This is a genomic window from Brevirhabdus pacifica (genome assembly GCF_002797755.1).
Lineage (GTDB): Bacteria > Pseudomonadota > Alphaproteobacteria > Rhodobacterales > Rhodobacteraceae > Brevirhabdus > Brevirhabdus pacifica.
Genome location: NZ_PGFI01000012.1, coordinates 47,893 through 69,356 on the forward strand (window position 1 = coordinate 47,893; position 21,464 = coordinate 69,356).

The following is a 21,464-nucleotide window of genomic DNA, read 5'->3' on the forward strand; positions in this document are numbered from 1 at the left end:
TCATGCCGGAAACCGGCCAGACCGCCCCCGATTTCGCCCTGCCCCAGGTCGGCCCCGAACAGACGGGCGACAACGCGGAGACATTGCGCCTTTCCGACCTGCGTCCGGCGCCGGTGGTCCTTTACTTCTATCCGCGCGACGACACACCGGGGTGCACGCGCGAGGCGCGGGAATTCAGCGAAATGCTGCCGAAGTTCGCGGCCCTTGGTGCGCGGGTGGTCGGCATCTCCCGCGACACCCCCGCCAAGCATGAGCGTTTTCGCGACAAGCACGACCTGTCGGTGACCCTGCTGTCGGACGAGGATGGCGCCGTCTGCGAGGCCTATGGCGTCTGGGTCGAGAAGAACATGTACGGCCGCCGCTCGATGGGGATCGAGCGGGCGACCTTCCTGATCGATGGCGAGGGCATCGTGCGCCGGGTCTGGCGCAAGGTGAAGGTGGCCGGCCACGCCGAAGAGGTTCTGGACGCCGTGGCCGCGCTGTGAGCGACAGCGCGCCGCAAAGCCTGGTCGAGATGGCGGTCGAGGTTCTGACAACCGCCGACGGCCGGGCCAAGACCGCCCTGTCGCGCGCCCACGCGGCACGCTGGTTCGCCGGGGTGGCGGGTGATGCCGCCCCCCTGCCCGTCGTGCCGCCCAGTGGTGATGCGCCCGTCCCGCCCCTTCGCCCCGCGCGCCCGGACCGGCCCCGCCTTCTGGCCCCCCGCGACGTGCCCCGCCGCGGCCCCGGCAGCCCCGAGGGGCGCGCCGCCCTGCTGCACGCGGTGGCGCATATCGAGTTGAACGCCGTCGACCTGCACTGGGACATCATCGCCCGGTTCGCCCACGTGCCCATGCCCCCCGGCTTCTACGACGACTGGGTGCGCGCGGCGGACGAGGAATCCAAGCATTTCAACCTGATGTGCGACTGCCTTGAGGCCCGCGACAGTCATTACGGCGCCCTGGATGCCCATGCGGGTATGTGGCGCGCGGCCGAGGATACGGCCGGCGATCTGATGGCGCGGCTGGCTGTGGTGCCGATGGTTCTGGAGGCGCGCGGCCTCGACGTCACCCCCGGCATGATCGAGGTATTTCGCAAAGCAAAGGACAGCGACGCGGTCGAGGCCCTGTCGACCATCTATGCCGAGGAGGTCGGACACGTCGCCTACGGCTCAAAATGGTTTCATTTTCTTTGCGGGCGCGAGAATTCGGACCCCAAGGTGGTCTTCCACGGGCTGGTGCGCCGCTATTTCCCCTCGCCCCTGAAGCCACCCTTCAACGATGAGAAACGGGCCGAGGCTGGGCTGCCGCTGGATTTCTACTGGCCGCTTGCGGGCGAGGCCCGGCGCTAGCGCGGACCCGAACATACCGAGCCGGGGCCCCGAAAGCCCCCCGGAAAAGCCGCGAAAAAGCCCGTGCGCGCGCCCGCGCAGCGCGCGTGATCCATCCCAAGAGCGCCCCGCGCAGGCCCTTGCGCCGCTTGGCGCGGGGCGGCAAAGGCCGCTCGCCAGTCCCCGGGATTGGATCAATCGCGACGCATAATCGGCAAGAAACCGCCTGAATTGGGTGAGTTGCGGGAACTGCGGGCGCGTCGGACTCAATTTTGTTGCCAGCCCGGAACTCACCGCTTACCCAAGTTCCACGCCATGGGTTGGGGGAACATCCCTTGGCGGGAAATACGGGGACGCTAAGTGGGGCGAAGAAGTTGAAAACAGGTTTCCTGACCAAAGCATCGCATCATCTGGATCGCTATCTGCCCGAACAGCGGCTTTTTCTCAGATCCGACACGGAAACACGGTTCATTCGACTGACCCCCCTGACGCAGGCCAGCGTTCTGTTCTCGGGTGCGCTGATCGTCGGCTGGACCATCCTCGCCACCTCGGTTCTTCTGATCGACAGCATCGGCGCCGGCTCTGCCCGCGACGAGGCACTGCGCGAACAACAGATCTACGCGGATCGCCTGAACGAGCTGTCGCGCGAACGCGACATGCGCGCCAAGGAAGCCCGCATGGCCCAGGAACGCTTCAACGCCGCCCTCGCCCAGGTTTCGGAGATGCAGTCGCGGCTGCTGGCCTCGGAAGACCGCCGGCGCGAGTTCGAGACAGGCATCGAGGTTATCCAGACCACCCTGCGCCGGACCATGAAGGAGCGCGACAACGCCCTGGCCCGCGCCAGCGAGATCGTCGACAAATACGCCGACGTCTCGGTCGCCATCAAGGCAGACGGCTCTCAGCGCCGCGAGGCCGAGGATACGGTCGAGTTCCTGACCGCCACCCTTTCCCAGACCTCGGGCGAGCGTGACTCGATGGCGCTTGTCGCCGCCAGCGCCGAGCAGCGCCTGGACGAGATGCGCAAGCAGGTGCGCCTGGAGCGTGAAAAGAACGACCGTGTCTTCTCGCAGCTTGAAGACGCGGTCAGCGTCTCGCTGGAGCCCCTGGACGAGATGTTCAACAGTGTCGGAATGCCCCCGGCGCGCATCCTCGAGACGGTGCGGCGTGGCTATTCCGGCCAGGGCGGCCCGCTGACGCCGCTGTCGATCTCGACCAAGGGCGAGCCTGCGGATGCCACCTCGGCCCGTGCAAACAACGTTCTGGACCGGCTTGATACGCTGAACCTTTACCGTATCGCCGCCCAGAAGGCCCCCTTCGGCATGCCCGTGAAGTCCGGTTTCCGCTATACCAGCGGCTTCGGACCCCGCTGGGGCCGGATGCACAAGGGCACCGATTTCGCCGCCGCCACCGGCACGCCCGTCTACGCCACCGCCGACGGCGAGGTGATCTGGGCCAGCCGTCAGTCCGCCTATGGCAAGCTGATCAAGATCCGGCACGAGTTCGGAATCGAGACGCGCTTTGCCCACCTGAACAAAATACACGTGAAGGTCGGGCAAAGGGTATCGCGCGGCGACCGTATCGGTGATATTGGGAATACCGGTCGTTCGACCGGCCCCCATCTGCATTATGAAGTGCGTATCGGCTCCAAGGCCGTGAACCCCATGACCTACATCAAGGCTGCGAAAAATGTTTTCTAAAAGCAGGATCAACGAACCCGGACCCAAGCAGGCCGAAGGCGAGAAGCCTGTCATGCAAGACTCCTCCCCTTCCTCCGCGTCGTCCAACCCGGCACCCAGCATGCCCGAGCCGCGCTCGGGCGCGCCCAAGCCCAAGGCCAGCCCGTCGGTGCTGTCGTCGGATCTGATGATCCGCGGCAACGTGAAGACCACCGGCGACGTCCAGGTCGAGGGCCAGGTCGAGGGCGACATCCGCGCCCACCTGCTGACCGTCGGCGAAGGCGCCACCGTGAAGGGCGAGGTCGTCGCCGATGACGTCGTCATCAACGGCCGCATCATCGGTTGCGTGCGTGGCCTCAAGGTCCGCCTGACCGCGACCGCCCGGGTCGAGGGTGACATCATCCACAAGACCATCGCGATCGAATCCGGCGCCCATTTCGAAGGCTCCGTCCAGCGTCAGGAAGACCCCCTGACCAAGGGCAAGCCCGGCGCGCCCGCCAAGCCTGCCGCAGCAGCAGCGCCCGCCCCCGCCAAGGGCTGAGCATCGCCTGGCGATCCGCAACGGACCGGCGGGGGCCGCGCGCCCCGGCCGGTTGCCCGGACCGCCCGGCCAACTTGCGGCCGACCCTGCGCGCCCCCCGGGCGCGTACCGCACCCGCCACGGGAATCCCGGTCGCCCCCTCCCCGATTTTTATGAACTGAGCTCGCCTGGCGTCGATCTGCGCATCGCTGTCCCGTGTCGAGGGCTTTGATGCCCGGCCCCGGAACGCAAACGGGCCCGCAAGCGGGCCCGAATGTCAGTCTTTGGATTATTGATCTGCCTCGCGTGGCTGCGGCTTACTCTTCGCCGCGGGCCTCGGCGCGGCTCTTGCCGGCGACGTCCAGCGCCAGGGTCGCGGCCATGAAGCGATCAAGGTCGCCGTCCAGCACGCCTTGCGTGTCCGAGGTCTCGACGTTGGTGCGCAGGTCCTTCACCATCTGGTAGGGCTGAAGCACGTAGGAACGGATCTGGTTGCCCCAGCCCGCGTCACCCTTGTTCTCATGGGCCTCGTTGATGGCGGCGGTGCGCTTGTCCAGCTCCATCTGGTAAAGCCGCGATTTCAGGGCCTTCATGGCGATCTCGCGGTTCTGGTGCTGGGATTTCTCCGAGCTGGTGACGACGATGCCCGTCGGCGCGTGGGTGATCCGCACGGCCGAGTCGGTCGTGTTGACGTGCTGGCCGCCCGCGCCCGACGAACGGTAGGTGTCGATGCGGATGTCGGCGGGGTTCACCTCGATCTCGATATTGTCGTCGACCACGGGATAGACCCAGACCGAGCTGAACGAGGTGTGGCGCCGCGCGGCGCTGTCATAGGGCGAGATGCGCACCAGCCGGTGCACGCCCGATTCCGATTTCAGCCAGCCGTAGGCGTTGGGGCCGCTGATCTTGTAGGAGGCGGACTTGATCCCGGCCTCTTCCCCGGCGCTTTCGGACTGAAGCTCGACCTTGTAGCCCTTGCGCTCGGCCCAGCGGACATACATCCGCGCCAGCATAGAGGCCCAGTCGCAGGACTCGGTCCCGCCGGCGCCCGAGTTGATCTCGAGGAAGGTGTCATTGCCGTCGGCCTCGCCGTTCAGAAGCGCCTCCAGCTCCTTCTCGCGGGCGCGCCCGACCAACGCCTTCAGGGCCTCCTCGGCCTCCTTGACGACATCGGTGTCGCCCTCGGCCTCGCCCATCTCGATCAGCTCGATGCTGTCTTCCAGCTCCTGCTGGATGGCGTTGTGGGTGTCGATGGCGTCCGACAGGCTCTGGCGGTCGCGCATGAGTTTCTGGGCCTTGTCGGGATCGTTCCACAGGTCCGGATCCTCGGTCATGGCGTTGAACTCTTCCAGCCGATGGGGCGCGGTTTCCCAGTCCATGCGCTGACGCAGCAGGGCAAGGGATTTCCGGACAGCTTCGGCATGGTTCTGCGCTTCGGCTCGCATCGTCTGACCTTTCGAGGGGGTTGTGACCGGGGGGTGATACCCAAGCCCGCCGGGCGGAGCAAGGGTTGCGGCGAAAGTGGTCCGGAAGCCCAAGCGGTCGCTTTCAACCGCGGACCGGTCAGCCACCCGCTTTTAAGGTGTCAAAATCCGCTCAGATCCCCTGCGCGCTGGCTAATCCCTTGTGGCCCCCGGTCAATCGGGTATGCCGGGCGGGCGCCGCCCAGTCACGCCGTGTTGCTTTTGACCCTGCGCGACCCGCGGCCTATAAGTCGAAACGCGTATCTGCATAAAGGGGTGAGTCCCGTGATCAGGGCATTCTTCTCGTTCTTCGGCGGGATCTTCAGTTGGCTGACCAACGGCACCATCATGGTGGCGCTGTCCATCGGTGCGATCTTCTGGATGTATGGCCGCGACCTGCCAAACCACGAGCAGCTGGCCCAATACGCGCCGCCGACGATCAGCCGGATCTATTCCGGCGAAGGCCGCCTGATGGACGAATTCGCCAAGGAACGCCGGATCTTCGCCCCCTCGAACGAGATCCCGGATCTGGTCAAGAACGCCTTCATTTCGGCCGAGGACAAGAATTTCTACACCCACAAGGGCTATGACCCGATGGGCATGGCCTCGGCCGCGATCGACGCGGCGCGCGGTGGCCGCCTGCGGGGCGCCTCGACCATCACCCAGCAGGTGATGAAGAACTTCCTGCTCAGCGCCGACCGTTCGGCCGAGCGGAAGATCAAGGAACTGATCCTTGCCAGCCGTCTGGAAGAGACGCTGGACAAGGAACAGATCCTGGAGCTCTACCTGAACGAGATTTTCCTCGGGCAGAACAGCTTTGGCGTGGCAGCTGCGGCCCAGACCTATTTCAACAAGACCCTGGGCGAGCTTCGCGCCGAGGAGGCCGCCTACCTGGCCTCGCTGCCCAAGGCCCCCTCGACCTACCATCCCGTGCGCCATACCGAACGCGCGATCACGCGGCGCAACTTCGTGCTGCGCGAGATGAACCAGAACGGCTATATCTCGGACGCCGAGTACAACCGCGCCCGGGTGGCACCGCTGGAAACCGTGCAGGGCGGGCGCCTTGCCTCGTTCCGCGAAAGCCTGCCGGCGCGCGACTATTTCACCGACGAGATCCGCCGCCAGCTGTCCGGCCGCTTCGGCGGCGAGGAATTCTTCACCGGCGGCCTGTCGATCCGCGCCACCGTCGACAACGAAATGCAGCAGGAGGCCGCCAGAGCCCTGCGCGACGGCCTTGAGAAATACGACCGGGGCCGCGGCGTCTGGCGCAAGTCCAAGGTCACCCTGCCCCCCGAGGCGCTGGAGACCGAGGAGAAATGGCGCGCAGCCCTTGCCGAGGCCGATTTCCCCCGCGACATCGAAGGCTGGCTACCGGCCGTTGTCCTGGCCGAGGAAGGCAGCGCAGTCCGCATCGGCATCGAGGGTGTCGAGAATACCGCCGAGGGTCATTTCATCCCCGCCGAGGACGTGACCTGGGCCCGTCCCCGCCTTGAGAACGGCAAGCTGGGCGGCAAGGCCAGCAAGGCCTCGGACCTGGTCTCGGTGGGCGACGTGGTGCATGTCCGCGCCGTCACCGGCGACGACGGTACCTTCCGCCGCTGGTCGCTGCGCCAGGTGCCCGAGGTACAGGGCGGTTTCATGGCGATGGATGTCCATACCGGCCGCGTGATCGCGATGCAGGGCGGCTTTTCCTACCAGCATTCGGTCTTCAACCGCGCCACCCAGGCGACGCGGCAGCCCGGTTCGTCCTTCAAGCCCTTCGTCTATGCCGCAGCACTGGACAGCGGCTACACCCCCGCCACGATCGTCATCGACGCCCCGATCGAGATCAAGACCGGCGCCGGCATCTGGCGGCCCAAGAACGCCTCGAACAAGTTCTACGGCCCTGCCCCCTTGCGCACGGGGATCGAACGGTCGCGAAACCTGATGACCGTCCGCCTGGCCCAGGAAGTGGGCATGCAGACCGTCGCCAGCTACGCGGAGCGTTTCGGCGTCTACGACCGGATGAAGCCCTATCTGTCCAACGCCCTCGGCTCGCAGGAGACCACGCTGTTCAAGATGGTCGCGGCCTATGCCATGTTCGCCAATGGCGGCGAACGGGTTGAGCCGACGCTTGTCGACCGGGTCCAGGACCGCTGGGGCAAGACCATCTATCGCCACGATCAGCGCATCTGCGAGGATTGCCGGGAGCCGAGCCTCGCCCCCGGCAAGGCGCCCTCGATCTTCTCGAACCGGGCGCGGGTGATGGATCCGATCACGGCCTATCAGCTCACCTCGATGATGCGCGGCGTGGTCGAGCGGGGCACCGCCTCGCGCACCGTCAAGCTGCCGATCCCGATCGCGGGCAAGACCGGCACCACCAACGACGCAAAGGACGTGTGGTTCATCGGCTTTTCCTCGAACATCGTGGCAGGCTGTTTCATCGGTTACGACACGCCCCGCCCGCTGGGGCGCGGCGCCTCGGGTGGCGGCATGTGCGGCCCGGTGTTCAATCAGTTCATGAACAAGGCGATCGACAGCTACGGCGGCGGCAAGTTCAAGGTCCCCGAGAACGGCACCTTCGTGAAGATCGACCGCTATTCCGGTGAGCGCCTGTCCGACAGCGCCAGCGGCCCCCATGTCGTGGCCGAGCTTTTCCGCCAGGGCGAGGAGCCGACCTACGGCCTGCTGAGCATCGTCGACGGCGGCTTTGCCATGGGCAACGACCTTCCGATCTACAGCCGTGGCGAGGATGACACCGGCGAACAGGCCACCACGACCGTCATCACCTCCACCGGCAAGAAGAAGGAAATCGGCGGCAAGGCGTCCTTCGGCTCGCTCAGCTCGGGCGGCCTCTACTGACAGGGGTTCTCGCGCTGCGTCCTGCGCGGGCCCGGATCGCTTCCGGGCTTGGCGCGCCCACCATCAGCGCCTTATCAATGCCGCCTTGGCCGCGTCTTCCGCCGCCCACAGCTTGAGGGCGCTGACGATGGCGCCCGACAGGCTGTCGCGCCATTCGGGGCTGAGGATCCGGCGCAGGTCCCGCTCGTCCGACATGAAGCCAAGCTCCAGCAGGACCGAGGGGATGTCAGGCGCCTTCAGCACCGAGAAGCCGGCCTTGAGATGGGGCTTTTTGTAGAGCTTTCCGTCCGAGGCGCCTATCTCGCTTACCAGATAGCCCGCCAGCATCTCGCTGCGGGGTGCGGTCTCGCGGCGGACCATGTCCATCAGGATCCCCGCCAGCGCGTCGTCCTGATCCTCCAGATCGACGCCGGCCAGAAGGTCGGCCCGGTCCAGCCGCTTTGCCAACAGCTCGGATGCGCGGTCCGAGGCGGTGTCGGACAGGGTATAGATCGTGGTCCCGGTCGCCTTGCCCTGCGCCAGCGCATCGGCATGGAGGGAAACGAACACGTCCGCACCCGCGCTGCGGGCCTGGCTGACCCGGGCCTGAAGCGGGACGAAGATGTCGTCCTCGCGCGTCAGGTGGACCTTCATGCCCTCGCGGATCAGCGCCTCCTTCAGGTCCCGGGCGAAGGAAAGCATCAGGTCGGCCTCGTTCCAGCCGCCCTGCTGGGCGCCGGGATCCAGACCGCCGTGCCCCGGGTCCAGCGCCACCATCAGCGGGCGGTCGCCGCGCTGACGGCGCACGGGCTCGGGCACCTCGGCCCTGGGCGGCAGCGCCCAAAGACCGCCGGCCGCGTCGGGGACGCGGGCGGAAAACTCCTGCTCGGCCACGGCCGACAGGGCGATGCGGACGCTGGCGCCGCCGGTGACCGGGTCGGTGCGCATCTCGGCCGTTTCAATGGCCAAGGGCGCGGGAAGGCGCAGCACCAGGCGCGACCAGCCGGGCCGGAAGGTGCCGGCGCGAAGCGCCTCGCCCTCGACGCCGAGTGCGCGGGCCAGCACGTCGCCGCCCGAACCTTCCCAAGCGACTTCGCGGAAATCCAGGATCAGTCGCCGGGGGGCGTCGAGAGTGAAGGCGCGCCACGGAACGGCCTGGGTCAGCGCAAGGACAAGCACCCCCTCCTCGGCATCAAGCCGCAGGGAGGAGGCCGCGCGGTCCACCCGCGCCAGCGCATGAAACTCCTGCGCCATCGCGGCGCCGCTACCTGTCAGGGGCACAGATACAGGAATCCCGACCGGCGCCACCAGCGCGGTGGCCGCCAGAAGACAGGCCCCAATGAGCCGGCGGGCTGCCCGCCCACGCGGGCCCCGCGTCCGGGTCGACCGGGGGATGATCGTCGTTGAACGGCGCCTGCTCATTCGCCCTCTCCGTGGCGGTTGCCTGGGAGGCAGTCTAGCGGCGCGGACGGGCCTGAGGCAATCCATCCCGCGCGGCGCGGGCCCTCAACCGGCGGGCGGCACATGGCCCCGGGCCTGCATGAAGGCGCGCAGCCGCTCCAAACCCAGTTCGATCTCGGGCGTTGCCGCGGCGTAGGAAAACCGCAGGGTGCCGCCGCCCCGGTGGGGATCGAAATCCAGGCCCGGGGTAACGGCGACGCCCGCCTCCTCCAGGATCTGGGCGGCGAAGGCGCGGCTGTCGTCGGTGAATTCCGACACGTCCGCGTAGACGTAGAAGGCACCATCGGGCGGCGCGATCCGGCTGAAGCCCGCCGCCGGCAGGCCCTTGAGCATCAGCTCGCGGTTGCGGCGGTAGACGGCCAGGTTGGCGTCCAGCTCCTCGCGGGCATCCAGCGCGGCCAGCGCGGTGACCTGGCTGGCATGGGGCGGGCAAATGAACATGTTCTGCGCCAGCCGCTCAACCGTGCGGACATGATCGGACGGCACCACCATCCAGCCGACGCGCCAGCCGGTCATCGAGAAATACTTGGAGAAGGAGTTGATCACATAGACATCGTCGCTGATCTCCAGCGCCGAGACGGCGGGGCGGTCGTAGTGGACACCGTGATAAATCTCGTCCGAGATGTAGCTGACGCCTTCGCGCGCGGCCGCCTCGATAAGCGCAGTCATCGCCTCGCGGTCCAGCATCGTGCCCGAGGGGTTCGAGGGTGAGGCCACGATCAGCCCGTCCAGCCCCGCACCCGCCAGATCCTCGGGGCGCGGCTGGTAGCGGTGTTCGGCCAGGGTGCGCAGGCCCACGGGTTCCATTCCCAGGGCGCGCAGGATCTGGCGGTAGGATGGGTAGCAGGGCTCTCCCAGCGCGACGCGCGCGCCGCTGTCGAAGAGCGCGGTGAAGGCCAGCAGGAAGGCGCCCGACGCGCCCGAGGTGACGACGATCCGCGCCGGATCCACCTCCAGCCCGTACCATTCGCGGTAAAGCCCCGCGATCCGGGCGCGCAGTGCCGGCAGGCCAAGCGCCACGGTGTAGCCCAGGGCGCCCGCGTCCATGGCGCGGCCCAGGGCCTTGCGGGCAGCCTCTGGCGCGGGGGTGCCGGGCTGGCCGACCTCCATGTGGACGATGTGGCGGCCGGCGGCCTCGGCGGCGCGGGCCGCTTCCATCACGTCCATGACGATGAAGGCGTCAACCTCGCTGCGCTTGGATCTTCTCAAGGGTCTCTCCGTGGGTTCGGGCGGTGTTCGGACGGCATTCGGACCGCGTTCGGACGAGGGTCGCGCAGCGGTCCGGCTCAGCCGGCCTTGGCAACGTCGCCGGAGTCGCGTGCCTTCTCCTCGGCCTCGGCCTCGGCATCCAGGGTCTTCTGGATCTCGGCCGCGCGGGTCTCGACCAGACCAACGATGTGATCGACCATCTGCTCGTTGCTCATCTTGTGGGACTGCTTGCCGGCCATATAGACCATGCCCGCGTCCTTGCCGCCGCCGGTGAAGCCCACGTCGGTCATCAGCGCCTCGCCCGGGCCGTTCACCACGCAGCCGATGATCGACAGGCTCATGGGCGTGCGGATATGCTCCAGCCGCTTTTCCAGGGTCTCGACCGTGCGGATCACGTCGAACCCCTGCCGCGCGCAGGAGGGACACGAGATGATGTTCACGCCCCGGTGCCGAAGCCCCAGGGATTTCAGGATCTCGAAGCCGACCTTGACCTCTTCGACGGGGTCGGCCGACAGGCTGACGCGGATCGTGTCGCCGATGCCGGACCACAGAAGGTTGCCCAGGCCCACGGCGGATTTGATCGTGCCGCTCATCAGGCCGCCGGCCTCGGTGATGCCCAGGTGGATGGGGGCATCGGTGGCCTCGGCGATGCCCTGATAGGCGGCGGCAGCCAGGAAGACGTCGCTTGCCTTGACCGAGATCTTGAACTCGTGGAAGTCGGCGTCTTCGAGGATGCGGATATGTTCCAGCCCACTCTCGACCATGGCTTCGGGACAGGGTTCGCCATATTTCTCGAGCAGATGCCGTTCAAGCGAGCCTGCGTTGACACCGATGCGGATCGAGCAGCCGTGGTCGCGGGCGGCGCGGATCACCTCGGCCACGCGGGTCTTGTCGCCGATGTTGCCCGGGTTGATGCGCAGGCAGGCGGCGCCGGCCTCGGCGGCCTCGATCGCGCGTTTGTAGTGGAAGTGGATGTCGGCAACGATCGGCACCGGGCTTTCGGCCACGATCTCGCGCAGGGCGCGGGTGCTCGACTCGTCCGGGGTCGAGACGCGGACAATATCGGCGCCCGCCTCGGCAGCCGCCTGGATCTGCGCCACCGTCGCCGCCACGTCCGAGGTGTCGGTGTTGGTCATCGTCTGCACCGAGATCGGCGCATCGCCCCCCACGGGAACGCGACCGACGTGGATCTGACGGCTTTTGCGGCGGTCGATGCTGCGCCAGGGGCGAACGGAGTTGAGCGACATGGGGCAAGCTTCCTGAACGGGGGGCGTGTCGCCCCCTGAATAGAGGTGCGGGCGCGGCAACACAATGCAAGGTGGGGGGTGCGGGCTGGGGGCGCAAGGCCGGGCGGTTTCCCCCCTGCCCGTTCGCCGCGGACGCGGGCGGAAAAGGCGGCGCGGGACTGCCCCGCGCCGATAGCCCGTTATGGATTGCTGGACGAGGCGGCGTCGGGCGCGGCGGCGACGGGGGCGGCATCGGCCACCTCGATCACCTTGCGCAGCGCCGGATCGCTGTCGAGATCGGCTACCTGATAGGCGGCCTGAAGATCCTCGACCCCCAGCTTGACCTTCTTGGCGACCGAGGTGCCCGGCCCGGCGGGGCCGTAGGTCTTGCCATTGACCGCAAAATAGACCGAGCCCGAGTTGCCGGCCCGCAGAAGCGGCGGCTCTTCGGTCTTGGGCAGGGTAAAGCGTTCGCCCGTATCCAGGATCTTCTCGAAGATGACAGTGCCGCCGGCGCCGGTCACGCGGACCCAGGCGGGGCGGACGGCGAAAAGCTCGATCGCGGGGGCGTCGGCCGCAACGACCTGAAGGGGCGTCTCTGCCGCCTCGACCTCGGCGGCCTCGCGGGCCAGCGCCTTGTCGTCCAGCGCGTCGCCCTGGCTCGCCTCGATCGGGCGGACGGGGCCGTAGACATCGCTGCGCAGGGCGGCGAGGTCGAGTCCCGCCACGGGCGAAGACAGCATGCCGACACGGTCCGGGTCGAGCGACGAGATCGGTCCGTCGCGGGCAACCATCACAGGCACGTCCAGCGCTTTGGGCCGGTAGAGCCGGTCCAGCGCCTCGGCCCGCAGGTCGGTGGCCTGACTGTCGGAAGCGCCGGTCGCGACACCGGCCAGCGGATCAAGTTCCGCCACGACGCCGGGGGCTTCGTCGACGGGGACCAGGGTCACGCGCTGCACCTGCTGAAGCACCGTCCAGCCGCCATAGCCAAGCCCGGCGATCAGCGCGAACAGCACCGCCAGCGATCCCAGCGCACCGGGATCGAAGCCGAAACCGCCGGCCGAGCTGACGCCCGGCGAAAACGGCGCGCGCGGGTTGATGAGCGGATCATTGGCCGCGTTGACGCGCCCGGCGCGGGCGCGGGGCGCCGCCGGGGTGGCCGACGAATTGTTCACGGGCGGTTCGGACTGGACGCTGCGCAAAGCGCCGCCCATGGCCGCACCGCGCGCGGCGGCGGCGGGTGTGGGACGGCTGCGTGCGCCACCGGCAAGACCGGCCGCGCCGCCGAAATTCGATTCCTCGCAGAACTTGCGATAGGCCCACTCGGGATCCAGGCCGAGGTAACGGGCGTAAGAACGCACGTAACCGGCAATGAATCCGGGGGTTTCAAAGGCGGTCACATCGGACGCCTCGATCGCGGCGATGTAATTCGCCTTGATCTTGAGTTCGCGTTGAACGTCCAAAAGGGATTTGCCGAGCGTCGCCCGCTCGCCCCTCAGGACATCGCCGAGTTTGAGATCAAAGTCGTCGAACCCGCGAGGGGTATCGACTTGGCCATCCTCGGGCGGTGCGCCGCGCCTGATCATCGCCCTGCCCCTTTTTTTCTGCTTCAGTCCCCAAGCACCATCGATTCGCGGCAATGCGATGACGATGCTGTGTCCACATTATCACAGCAGAAAAATCATTGGCACCCGAAGAAATGGCCTAGGCCGAGAGTTCGGCACGATTCAGCGCACACTGGCTCCAGAGGTCGTCCATGCCGGCGACCAGGCGGTCCATCATCTCGGGCGTGTGCACCGGCGACGGCGTGAAGCGCAGGCGCTCGGTGCCCCGGGGCACGGTGGGGAAGTTGATCGGCTGCACATAGATGCCGTGATCCGCCAGCAGACGGTCCGAGATCATCTTGCATTTCACCGGGTCGCCCACGTGGACGGGCACGATGTGGCTGCCGTGATCGATGATCGGCAGGCCCAGCCCCTTGAGGCGCAGCTTCAGCGCCGCCGCCCGCTCCTGCTGAAGGTCGCGCAGGGCCTGGTCGGTCTTGAGATGACGGACCGAGGCCGCCGCCCCCGCCGCGACCGCAGGCGGCAGCGAGGTGGTGAAGATGAAGCCCGGTGCGTAGGAGCGGATGGCGTCGACCAGGTTGGCCTTGCCGGCGATATAGCCGCCCATCACGCCATAGGCCTTGGCCAGCGTGCCGTTGATGATGTCGATGCGGTGGGCCAGGCGGTCACGCTCGGTGATGCCGCCGCCGCGCGGGCCGTACATGCCGACCGCGTGCACCTCGTCGATATAGGTCAGGGCGCCGAATTCCTCGGCCAGGTCGCAGATCGCCTCGATCGGGCCGAAATCGCCATCCATGGAGTAGACCGATTCGAAGGCGATCAGCTTGGGCACATCGGCGGGCAGCTCCTCGAGCAGGCTGCGCAGGTGGGCCACATCGTTGTGGCGGAACACGCGCTTGTCGCCGCCGGCACGGCGGATGCCCTCGATCATCGAGGCGTGGTTCAACTCGTCGCTGAGGATCACGAGGCCCGGAAAGATGCGCGGCAGGGTCGAGAGCGTGGCGTCATTCGCGATATAGGCCGAGGTGAAAAGCAGCGCGGCCTCCTTGCGGTGGAGGTCGGCGATTTCCGCTTCAAGGGCGTTGTGATGCACCGTCGTGCCCGAGATGTTGCGCGTCCCGCCCGAGCCCGCGCCCGTCGCGTCCAGCGCGTCATGCATCGCCGACAGCACGGCCGGGTGCTGGCCCATACCCAGGTAGTCGTTGCCACACCAGACGGTGATCTCGGTCTCGGTGCCGTCGGGCCGGGTCCAGGTTGCGGTCGGAAACTGACCGCGGCGCCGCTCGATGTCGATGAAGGTCCGGTAACGGCCCTCTTCGTGCAGGCGGCTCAGGGCGGCGTCGATGGCGGCTGAATGATCCAAGTTTAGGCTCCGCAAGTCTGTCGCATTCAGGGTTTGCTATATGAAATCGCCCAGCAAAGCTACCCGGCGATTTGTCCCGGTTTTCTCACTCTGCGATCACGATCGCGCAATCGGCCTGGCCGGCCTTGGCCGCCTTGGTGTTGCAGGCGGCCAGCGCCTTGGCGGTCGCCTCGGCGCCGCGCACCACCGACCAGTTGCCTGTGCCCGGCGAGATCGCCATCGCCCGGGGGCCCGATCCGCGCTTGAATTCCTTTCCGAATGCCTCGGTCGCGGCCCGGGACAGGGTCAGCGACCGTTCGGCATACTTGGCGGGCAGCACCCGGGCGGCGATGGTGCAGCCGCGGGTGCCCGGCTTGCGCAGGGCGTTGCAGGCGGCGGTGGCCGCGGCGTCGGCGGCGGCCACCGAATGGTGCCCGGATGCGCCCTGGAAGGCCTGGGACTGGATCCCCTCGTCGGGCGAATAGGCCAGCGAGGCATAGTATTCCAGCGCCTGGCCCTGCTGCTGCGACAACTCCACGACCTTGCGCATCAGGTCACGCTCGGCCTCCGAGAGGCTGGACGAGGTGGCCAGCGTGTAGCCCTTTGCCGCGAACAGCATGGCGCGCGCCTCCTTGCCCGTGGCCGGGGCCGCCACGCTTGCCGAGGCGGCGGCGATCAGCATGGCCGTCGCGGCCAGGACGGTCGGTGCGGCGCGGCGTGGGCGGGGGGTCGGGATCATGGGGGCCTCCGGGCTGAAAAGGGGATCGGGCCGGGCCCGCGCGCTGCGGTCCGGGGGCGCCATTCTAGCCTGCGCCGCGCCCACTTTCCAGCCGCCGCGCCGGTTGCTAGGCTGCGCGCCCGAACCCCACCAACCGGAAGGACAATGTTCATGGCCCTCGACCCCGTTCTCGCCAGAATCGACAAGGATCTGGCCCCGGCCACCGAACGCCTGCTGGAGCTTCTGCGCATCCCCAGCATCTCGACCGATCCCGCCTACAAGGCCGAGTGCGAGCGCGCCGCCGACTGGCTGGTCGAGGATCTGCGCTCCATCGGGTTCGAGGCCGAGAAGCGGGCGACGCCGGGCCATCCGATGGTGGTGGCCCATGCCGACGGCCCCGGCCCCCATGTCATGTTCTATGGCCATTATGACGTGCAACCCGTTGATCCGCTTGATCTTTGGGACAACCCTCCGTTTGAGCCCGAGGTCCAGGACACCCCCGCCGGCAAGGTCATCCGCGGCCGGGGTGCGGCCGACGACAAGGGCCAGATGATGACCTTTGTCGAAGCCTGCCGCGCCTGGAAGGCCGAGCATGGCAGCCTGCCCTGCCGCATCTCGATGTTCTTCGAGGGCGAGGAGGAATCGGGCTCGCCGTCGCTGGTGCCCTTCATGCGCGAGAATGCCGAGGAGCTGCGCGCCGATATCGCGCTGATCTGCGATACCGGCATGTTTGGCGGCCGGACCCCCGGCATCGTGACCATGCTGCGCGGCCTGCTGGGAGAGGAGCTGACGATCACGGGCCCCTCCAAGGACCTGCACTCGGGCATGTTCGGCGGCCTTGCCATGAACCCGATCCGCGTCCTGGCCCGGATCATCGCCAGCCTTCACGACGAGACCGGCCGCGTCACGGTGCCGGGCTTCTACGACGGGGTGCCCGAGCTGCCCGATGAGATCCGCCGCCAGTGGGACGGGCTGAATTTCGACGTCTCGGGCTTCCTGGGCGATGTTGGCCTTTCCCGCCCCGCCGGCGAAGAGGGGCGCACGCCGCTTGAGATGCTGTGGTCGCGCCCGACCTGCGAGGTGAACGGCATCTCGGGGGGCTATGAGGGGGACGGCTTCAAGACGGTTCTGCCCTCGAAGGCGACGGCCAAGATCAGCTTCCGCCTGGTGGGCCAGCAGGATCCCCACGCCATCCGCGCCTCGTTCCGCGAGATGGTGCAATCCATGCTGCCCCCCGATTGCAGCGTCAGCTTCAAGGATCACGGTGCCTCGGGCGGCAGCCAGATGGCCACCAGCCACCCGGCATTCGAGCAGGCGCGCCGCGCCCTCAGCGACGAGTGGCCCGAGACGGCGGCCTATATCGGGTGCGGCGGCTCAATCCCGATCGCGGGGTATTTTAAGGACTTGCTGGACACGGATGCGATGCTGATCGGCTTTGGTCGTGACGATGACCAGATCCACAGCCCGAACGAGAAATACGACATGGAAAGCTTCCACAAGGGCACGCGCAGCTGGGCGCGGGTGCTGGACGCGCTGTCGCGGGGCTGAACATGAAAAGGCCCCCGCCGGGCAATTCCGGCGGGGGCCCTTTGCTCTACAGGATCAGCCGTTCGAGGCGCTGCGGATGAAGGCCGCAAGCGACATGTTGAGGCGAATCATGTCCCCCTCGACCTCGAACCCGCCAAGGCCCAGCCGGACCAGCCGGGACCTGACGTTCAGCGCGTTGTTGACCTTGATCCGCAGAAAATAGCGATCATTGCTTTCAACGACCTCGACAACCTGTCCCAGCAGCCTGTCATCGCCGCTGAAGACCATCTTTCCGGGCAGATCAGACAGGTTGAACGGGAAGCTGACCGGTTTGACGATTCCCGCGCCCAGCGGCGCAAGCTTGGTCACCGTGGCCTTGCCGTTGCCAGCGCCCCTGCCCGAGTTGCCGCCCGAGTTTCCGCCCGATCCTGAATTGCCACCGGCAAAGTTGAAATTGCCCGAGCCGCCGGCACCTGTCCCTCCGGTGCCGCCGCTGCCCGAACCACTGCCGAAGCCGCCTGTATTGCCGCCCGTGCCGCCAGATCCGCCTGTGCCGACGGTGACCGTGCCGCCGGTACCGGACCCGCCCGATCCGCTGCCGCCCGAGCCGCTACCGGCCGAGCTTCCTCCCAGGGAGATGTCGGCCGAGGCCGTGCTGGTTCCACCGCTGCCCGAGGTGCCTCCAGAAGATCCGCCAATCGAGACGTCGGCTGAGGCTGTGGTGCCCCCGCTTCCGCCGATCGTGGCGTCGGCCGAAACGGCGGCCGTGCTGCCCAGTCCGACCGAGGCCCCGGCATCAAGCGCCTGTGCCCCGACGGGTCCCGCCAGCCAGCCCAGCATCAATGTGCCGGAAGCCAGAATTGAAATGTTCTTGTTGGTTGTCGTGGTGGTCATGTCGAATAACTCCTTTGCTACACAGTAAAGAAGCCGGTCCCTCACCCAAACCCGACGTGCCGCGAACTCAGTTCCCAATTAACTATTGCGGCGACAGATCAACGACTTGCAGGCCTTCCAGTTCCGGAAGGTTGTGCAAAGACGGATTTGCAGGACGCGCAGAAAATAGGCGTTGACGAGTGAGTGGAGGGGAAAGTGGCGCGGTTGACGGGGCTCGAACCCGCGACCCCCGGCGTGACAGGCCGGTACTCTAACCAACTGAGCTACAACCGCGCGTGGTGGCTCGTTTAGGGCCGTGCGCAGGGGGCGTCAAGGCAAAAGCGGACCACCCGGTAAATGAAGCCCGAATGATCTGTGGGGGCGGCGCCGGGGGCTTTGGACAGGCAAGCGGCGGACGAGCGGCCGGCGCGGCCCGGGCCACTCGGGGCCATGGTGGGATGTGTCACTTTGAGGGGGAAGAAGTGCCCGCGGCATGGCGGGCGGGACGGCGGTGGCGCGGTTGACGGGGCTCGAACCCGCGACCCCCGGCGTGACAGGCCGGTACTCTAACCAACTGAGCTACAACCGCTCGCCGTCCGCCCCAAGACCGGTTGATCCCGAGGCGTGGCGGGGTTCTATGCGGGCGCCCTGCCCCCGTCAAGGCTGCAATCCGGCCGAATGCGAAAATTTCCGCGCGGGTGCCGGGGCACGCGCCGCATTCCTGCCGGAAGGCCCCGTCACCGCCCCGCCGTGACCCGGTTGGCGCGGTCCATGCGGCCCTTGGGCCCTAGTCCGGGAGGGGAATGAACTCGGCGCTGTCACCATCGGGCAGGCTGAAAGGGCCGCCTGCCCCGTCGCCCTTGCGCCAGGCCTCCTTGGCGGCCTCGATCCGCTCGCGTGAGGAGGCCACGAAATTCCACCAGATATGGCGCGGCCCGCCCAGCGTGGCACCGCCCAGCAGCACCAGCCGCGCGCCCCTCGGCCCGGCCTTCAGTGCCAGCCTGTCGCCGGGGCGGAAAACCATCATCCGCCCCTCGGCAAAGCTGTCGCGCCCGACCGTGACATCGCCCTGCATGACATAGACGCCACGATCCTCATGCTCGTCCGGTAGCGGCAGGACCGCGCCCGGCGCCAATTCCGCGTCGGCGTAGAAAAGCTCCATGCCCGCGTCGAGAGGTGCGCGTTCGCCCCAGCCCGTGCCCAGCACGAGCCGAAGGCGCTTTCCCTCGGCCTCCAGCACCGGCAGGCTGGCCTCGGGGCTATGCTCGAACCGGGCGGGGGCATCCTCCTGCGCCTCGTCGAGGGCCAGCCAGGTCTGCACCCCGAACATGGCGTGGGGATGCCGGCGCATCTCGCCATCCGTGCGCTCGGAATGGGTGACGCCGCGCCCTGCGGTCATCAGGTTGACCGCCCCCGCCTCGATCCACTGGTCGGTGCCCAGGTTGTCGCGATGATGCAGCCGCCCCTTGTAGAGATAGGTGACCGTCGCCAGGCCGATATGGGGATGAGGGCGCACGTCGATGCCCTGGCCCGTCAGGAACTCGGCCGGACCCACCTGGTCGAAGAAGATGAAAGGGCCCACCATCTGCCGCCTCGGCGCGGGCAAGGCGCGACGCACCTCGAACCCGCCGATGTCGCGGGCGCGCGGCACGATGACCGTCTCGATCGCGTCGATTGCCGCATCGAGGGGCGTGTCGGGGTCGATCAGGGGATTCCAGCTCAAGCCAAGTCCTCACCCTCGGGGCATGGCTGATCATGGCACGGATCGGCGCGGATTTCAGCCCCCCTGGAGGGGAGGAGGCCCCTTTACCCCAAGGGCCGCCCGGTCCTCAGCGCGCCAAACGCTTGCGGATGCTGTATTTCCATTTCAGCAGGGTCTGGACTATCCGGGCGCGGCGCAGCTCGGCCGCGTCGACCGGCACCAGGCGATCATCCTTGCGGCGCAGCACGACCAGGGTTTCGGATCGGCCCAGCAGCTCGAAGCCCGGGTTGCGGGCGAGAAAACGGTCGATGGCCCAGATCACCCCCTCGAACTTGGCACAATAGTCATGGGCGAAGATCAGGCCACCAACCTCAAGCTGCTCGGCCCATTGCAGGTCCTTGGTCACCGGCAGCGCCCGGTGGTCGCCGTCGATGAAGATGGCCGAGAACCGCGTGCCCAGCGCGCGCTGGAGCGCAAGCTGGCTGTCGGTGGTGCCGATCAGGAACTCGACCTCGTCGGGGTCGATCTCGGCGCCACGCAGGTTGGCGCGGACCTTCTCAAGCTGGTCCTCGAAATAGGTGAAGGGATCCAGCACCCAGAAGCGGGTCGCGACGCCGGCTTCGCGGGTCCAGCCGATGATCTGCTTGAGGGTGCCGCCAGCGGCCGTCCCGATCTCTAGGAAGTTTCCCGGGCGAAGATGCTCGCGTATCGCGGCACGGATGCGCGCGCGCTCGGCCTGCGAACATTCCGAAGACAGATCAATCGCGCTTTGCCGCATCGTGCTTTCCCGCCGTATCCTCACCTGCCCCGCGCCTAGCAGACGGCGGCGCGGGCAGCCAGCGCCCGGCGGATTTCCTGAAGAAGTGTGGGAAAAGGGGCGCGCCGGCGGGCGCCACTTCGTGACCACGCGATCGTGGCCTAACACTATATAATGTATATGGAAAAACGATGGTGGGTGATGAGAGACTCGAACTCCCGACATCTTCGGTGTAAACGAAGCGCTCTACCAACTGAGCTAATCACCCGCGCGGCTGTCTTAGACCGGCGGCGCCCCCGGCCGCAAGTGGGTTTTGGCCGGGCAGCCCCTGGATTCGAACAATCGGAATATCGCTGATCCGGGCGGGCGACAGGGCGCCGCGCCCGTGGCGCAAAGCAGTGTGTGGAGAACGGTCCGGCGCGTTCCACGGAAAGCGGCGCGTCCCGGCTTCATTCCTGCCGCAGGGGTGGGAATGGTGGGTGATAAGAGATTCGAACTCCTGACATCTTCGATGTGAACGAAGCGCTCTACCACTGAGCTAATCACCCGCCGGGTCGCTCTTTACCCTCAGTCCTCGGGTGACGCAAGACCCCCCTCGTCGGAGATCACGGTGACATCCTTGAGGCGGATCTTGGTGGTCACGACAGTCGCATTGCCGGCGTCGGTCTGGCGCACCGGCTTGATCTTGGCGCGGGGCATCAGGGCCAGGGTGCGCCCCTCCTTCAGCCCCTCGCTCATCACGTCGAGGAAGGCGTCGATGGCACGGCGGGCGTCGGGTTTCTTAAGGCCCGAGCGGCGGGCGACCTCAGCGATGAATTCCTTCTTGCGCAGGATGGAGCCATCGTCGGCGCCCTCTCCCTCGGCATCCGCCTCGCCGCCGGCCGCGACCAGCCCGGCAAAGGCCCCCTTGTCGCCGCGCGCATCGCCCTCGCGCTCCTGACGACGCTCGCGCGCCTCGGCGGCGGCGGCCTCGGCGATGGCTGCGGGACGGCCCGCGCCGCCCACCGGGGTCGAGACGGGTGCCCCAGTCTGGCCCCCGTCGGCCTTGGAGGCACCCGAGGTGCTGCGCAGCGCGCTGCGCACCGCGTTGTCCATGGCGCTGTCCATCGCGGCCGCGGGGGTGGCCCCCTTGCCGGACGCGTCGCCCGCGCGGCTTTCGGCCAAGGGCAGGACGTTGCCGCCGGTTCTTGTCTGTTTCGCTTTCTTGGCCATCTGCTGATCCGCCCCTGCTTGGGTTATCCGTTTTGACGCAGTCTAGCGCCCGAAGGCGGTTCTGACCACTTGTTGGCGACAAAG

Annotated in this window: 17 protein-coding genes and 4 tRNA genes; 6 read left to right on the forward strand and 15 right to left on the reverse strand. The window is 67.5% G+C overall.

What is annotated here, in order from left to right:
• Nucleotides 1-2 precede the first annotated feature (2 nt).
• From CLV77_RS09775 to CLV77_RS09790, 4 genes are all read left to right on the forward strand, one after another.
• Nucleotides 3-485, forward strand: coding sequence for a peroxiredoxin (locus tag CLV77_RS09775; RefSeq protein WP_076980719.1), 483 nt, complete (start codon nucleotides 3-5; stop codon nucleotides 483-485).
• Nucleotides 486-514: 29 nt separating this feature from the next.
• On the forward strand, nucleotides 515-1,330 hold the full coding sequence (locus CLV77_RS09780; RefSeq protein ID WP_076981208.1) for a ferritin-like domain-containing protein: 816 nt from the start codon (nucleotides 515-517) through the stop codon (nucleotides 1,328-1,330).
• 353 nt (nucleotides 1,331-1,683) lie between these two features.
• Nucleotides 1,684-3,006, forward strand: coding sequence for a M23 family metallopeptidase (locus CLV77_RS09785; protein ID WP_083707849.1), 1,323 nt, complete (start codon nucleotides 1,684-1,686; stop codon nucleotides 3,004-3,006).
• Nucleotides 2,996-3,526: a bactofilin family protein gene (locus CLV77_RS09790; RefSeq protein ID WP_076980718.1), complete on the forward strand. Its 531-nt coding sequence runs from the start codon at nucleotides 2,996-2,998 to the stop codon at nucleotides 3,524-3,526. The genes CLV77_RS09785 and CLV77_RS09790 overlap by 11 nt, the downstream gene beginning before the upstream one ends.
• 296 nt (nucleotides 3,527-3,822) lie before the next feature.
• On the opposite strand, the gene prfB is transcribed toward CLV77_RS09790, so the two are convergent.
• Nucleotides 3,823-4,950 carry a peptide chain release factor 2 gene (prfB, locus tag CLV77_RS09795; RefSeq protein WP_076980717.1) on the reverse strand — a complete coding sequence of 376 codons (1,128 nt, stop codon included), beginning with the start codon at nucleotides 4,948-4,950 and terminating at the stop codon, nucleotides 3,823-3,825.
• A 303-nt stretch (nucleotides 4,951-5,253) separates the two neighbouring features.
• Here prfB and CLV77_RS09800 point away from each other — a divergent pair, with 303 nt between their 5' ends.
• Nucleotides 5,254-7,809: a penicillin-binding protein 1A gene (locus tag CLV77_RS09800; RefSeq protein ID WP_076980716.1), complete on the forward strand. Its 2,556-nt coding sequence runs from the start codon at nucleotides 5,254-5,256 to the stop codon at nucleotides 7,807-7,809.
• A gap of 63 nt (nucleotides 7,810-7,872) precedes the next feature.
• Here the strand turns inward: CLV77_RS09800 and CLV77_RS09805 are convergent, their stop codons facing one another.
• The 6 genes from CLV77_RS09805 to CLV77_RS09830 all read right to left on the reverse strand — a co-directional run bounded on the left by CLV77_RS09805 (nucleotide 7,873) and on the right by CLV77_RS09830 (nucleotide 15,330).
• The gene (locus tag CLV77_RS09805) at nucleotides 7,873-9,210 is read right to left on the reverse strand and encodes an N-acetylmuramoyl-L-alanine amidase (RefSeq protein ID WP_083707848.1); all 1,338 of its coding nucleotides are present in this window, start codon (nucleotides 9,208-9,210) and stop codon (nucleotides 7,873-7,875) included.
• A gap of 84 nt (nucleotides 9,211-9,294) precedes the next feature.
• The gene (locus CLV77_RS09810) at nucleotides 9,295-10,458 is read right to left on the reverse strand and encodes a pyridoxal phosphate-dependent aminotransferase (protein ID WP_076980715.1); all 1,164 of its coding nucleotides are present in this window, start codon (nucleotides 10,456-10,458) and stop codon (nucleotides 9,295-9,297) included.
• A gap of 77 nt (nucleotides 10,459-10,535) precedes the next feature.
• Nucleotides 10,536-11,705 (reverse strand): flavodoxin-dependent (E)-4-hydroxy-3-methylbut-2-enyl-diphosphate synthase, encoded by a 1,170-nt coding sequence (ispG, locus tag CLV77_RS09815; RefSeq protein WP_076980714.1) that lies wholly within the window; start codon nucleotides 11,703-11,705, stop codon nucleotides 10,536-10,538.
• A gap of 179 nt (nucleotides 11,706-11,884) precedes the next feature.
• Complete coding sequence (locus CLV77_RS09820; RefSeq protein WP_076980713.1) at nucleotides 11,885-13,270, reverse strand: helix-turn-helix domain-containing protein; 1,386 nt, start codon at nucleotides 13,268-13,270, stop codon at nucleotides 11,885-11,887.
• A gap of 118 nt (nucleotides 13,271-13,388) precedes the next feature.
• Nucleotides 13,389-14,612: a 5-aminolevulinate synthase gene (gene hemA, locus CLV77_RS09825; RefSeq protein ID WP_076980712.1), complete on the reverse strand. Its 1,224-nt coding sequence runs from the start codon at nucleotides 14,610-14,612 to the stop codon at nucleotides 13,389-13,391.
• Between the two features lie 85 nt (nucleotides 14,613-14,697).
• Complete coding sequence (locus CLV77_RS09830) at nucleotides 14,698-15,330, reverse strand: hypothetical protein (RefSeq protein WP_076981205.1); 633 nt, start codon at nucleotides 15,328-15,330, stop codon at nucleotides 14,698-14,700.
• 150 nt (nucleotides 15,331-15,480) lie between these two features.
• Between CLV77_RS09830 and CLV77_RS09835 the strand changes: the two genes are divergently transcribed.
• A complete protein-coding gene (locus CLV77_RS09835) occupies nucleotides 15,481-16,857 on the forward strand; it encodes a M20/M25/M40 family metallo-hydrolase (protein WP_076981204.1) in 1,377 nt (458 codons plus the stop codon).
• Between the two features lie 54 nt (nucleotides 16,858-16,911).
• Here the strand turns inward: CLV77_RS09835 and CLV77_RS09840 are convergent, their stop codons facing one another.
• From CLV77_RS09840 to CLV77_RS16600, 8 genes are all read right to left on the reverse strand, one after another.
• Nucleotides 16,912-17,730, reverse strand: coding sequence for a hypothetical protein (locus CLV77_RS09840; RefSeq protein WP_076980711.1), 819 nt, complete (start codon nucleotides 17,728-17,730; stop codon nucleotides 16,912-16,914).
• 196 nt (nucleotides 17,731-17,926) lie between these two features.
• Nucleotides 17,927-18,003, reverse strand: a tRNA-Asp gene (locus tag CLV77_RS09845).
• A 218-nt stretch (nucleotides 18,004-18,221) separates the two neighbouring features.
• Nucleotides 18,222-18,298: transfer RNA gene (locus CLV77_RS09850), tRNA-Asp, on the reverse strand.
• 198 nt (nucleotides 18,299-18,496) lie between these two features.
• Nucleotides 18,497-19,432 (reverse strand): pirin family protein, encoded by a 936-nt coding sequence (locus tag CLV77_RS09855; protein ID WP_076980710.1) that lies wholly within the window; start codon nucleotides 19,430-19,432, stop codon nucleotides 18,497-18,499.
• A gap of 106 nt (nucleotides 19,433-19,538) precedes the next feature.
• A complete protein-coding gene (locus tag CLV77_RS09860) occupies nucleotides 19,539-20,189 on the reverse strand; it encodes a class I SAM-dependent methyltransferase (RefSeq protein WP_076980709.1) in 651 nt (216 codons plus the stop codon).
• A gap of 171 nt (nucleotides 20,190-20,360) precedes the next feature.
• Nucleotides 20,361-20,436: transfer RNA gene (locus CLV77_RS09865), tRNA-Val, on the reverse strand.
• Between the two features lie 205 nt (nucleotides 20,437-20,641).
• A tRNA-Val gene (locus CLV77_RS09870) sits at nucleotides 20,642-20,716 on the reverse strand.
• Between the two features lie 19 nt (nucleotides 20,717-20,735).
• The gene (locus tag CLV77_RS16600) at nucleotides 20,736-21,380 is read right to left on the reverse strand and encodes an HU family DNA-binding protein (RefSeq protein WP_083707846.1); all 645 of its coding nucleotides are present in this window, start codon (nucleotides 21,378-21,380) and stop codon (nucleotides 20,736-20,738) included.
• Between the last annotated feature and the right edge of the window lie 84 nt (nucleotides 21,381-21,464).